Annotated in this window: 3 protein-coding genes; all 3 read right to left on the bottom strand. The window is 41.1% G+C overall.

What is annotated here, in order from left to right:
• On the bottom strand, nt 1–510 hold a 510-nt coding region (locus J3U67_RS06610; RefSeq protein WP_267404386.1), incomplete at its 3' end, for an RHS domain-containing protein.
• A gap of 182 nt (nt 511–692) precedes the next feature.
• Complete coding sequence (locus tag J3U67_RS06615; RefSeq protein ID WP_267404388.1) at nt 693–992, bottom strand: hypothetical protein; 300 nt, start codon at nt 990–992, stop codon at nt 693–695.
• A 21-nt stretch (nt 993–1,013) separates the two neighbouring features.
• Nucleotides 1,014–1,522: RHS repeat-associated core domain-containing protein (locus J3U67_RS06620; RefSeq protein ID WP_267404390.1), on the bottom strand; the 509-nt coding region annotated here is incomplete at its 5' end.

Below are 1,522 nucleotides of genomic sequence, written 5' to 3' on the forward strand. Positions count from 1 at the left end.
GCTGCATGCCCATACAATGTGACCGTCTTCATCAGTAAGTTCTTCCGGGGCGCCGTTGACATCGGTGTGGTAGTACAGCACTTTTTGTTCCGTACCGGTGGTGGTCTCCACTCTGGCTAAGGTTTTATAGCCGCTCTCATCAGTGTAGATATAGACGCTTTTGCTTCTGTCGGTACGGGTTTCCTGAATCATTCTCAGCCCGTCCCACAGGAAGTGGGTACGGTTGCAGGCTTTGCCGGCTCGGTCTATTTGATGTTTTTCGATACGTCGGCCTAAGGCATCGTAGACATAGCCGTAGCGTTCGGTACGGTTTAATTTTTCGATACGCACTTCGGTCAGGCGGTGTTCGGCATCGTAGCTGTAGTACTGGGTACCGCTGGCGGTCTGCTTGCTGTGGGTACGGCCGTGTGCGTCGTAGGTGTATTGCAGGCCTCGGAAGTGAAGTAGCTGGTTAAAGCGGACCAGGTTTTGGTTGTCGGTACTGTTGTCTTCGTTGCGTCTTTTATCCAATAGGTTGGCGGCGGCATCGTATTGCAGGGTGTTCCGGTAGGCTTGGTTGCGGCAGTTTTCGATTCTGCCGGTGGGTTCATAAAAACAAAATTTAAAGTTAAATTAAAATTAACAAATCTCTTTTATAATTCCAGAATAATAAAAAAGTTAAATTTTATAGCTTATATTTATTTAAAATTAAATTAATTGTGTATTAAATATACATAAGTAACTTTTTTTGGCCCCTCGTAGATTTCAAATTTATTTTGTGATTTCAAGCGGTTTTTTGGTGCTGTGTTCATTAAAAATCTTACAGTTCCTAAAGAAAATATCTCATCATTTTTAATTTCGCTTTTATCTATCTCAAATACTACACTCCAAGCATTATTCGGCCAATCCTTATCCTCTTTAAACCGAGATACTGCATAGTATTTTCCCGTAGGTGGAATTGTTTTTCTTCCTCCTTTAGACTCAGGAAGCCATACAATCTTTACCTGATTCATAAAAAATTTTCTCCAATACCGCTAGCATATTTTTTTGACTTTGATTGTTTTAATCCATGTTATCTTAGCGTGTTTATTTAAATCAATATCTTCAGCATATCTCGCCGGACCTATACCATCAAGATGAGAAATAAAATACATTCTATTTGCTATGTGATCGGGGACATCAATTTGTACTACTTTGAAAATTTCTCCCCCGTGGCCCATTTTATTTCCCCATGTAATAGCATCTTTATAAGATTCAGCGAACCATTTACCCTCCATTGTTCCTTTTCCGGCTTTCCAGCCTTCTTTCATTAAATTACTATACTCATCTAAACTCATTCCTCTATATAGTACTTTTAACCCCCAAGGATCGATCCATATCAACCCATTAGGCGCATACTGATACAGATTAAACCCACCCAGCAACCCAATCGGGTCCGGCTGCGTGAATCTGCCTATATCCAGGTCATAGTACCTGAAAGTATTGTAATGTAAGCCCGTTTCTCTGTCTAAATACTGCCCCTGATACCTCAGGTTCTGTTGTA

The sequence above is a fragment of the Snodgrassella sp. B3837 genome (assembly GCF_026535955.1).
Taxonomy (GTDB): domain Bacteria; phylum Pseudomonadota; class Gammaproteobacteria; order Burkholderiales; family Neisseriaceae; genus Snodgrassella; species Snodgrassella alvi_E.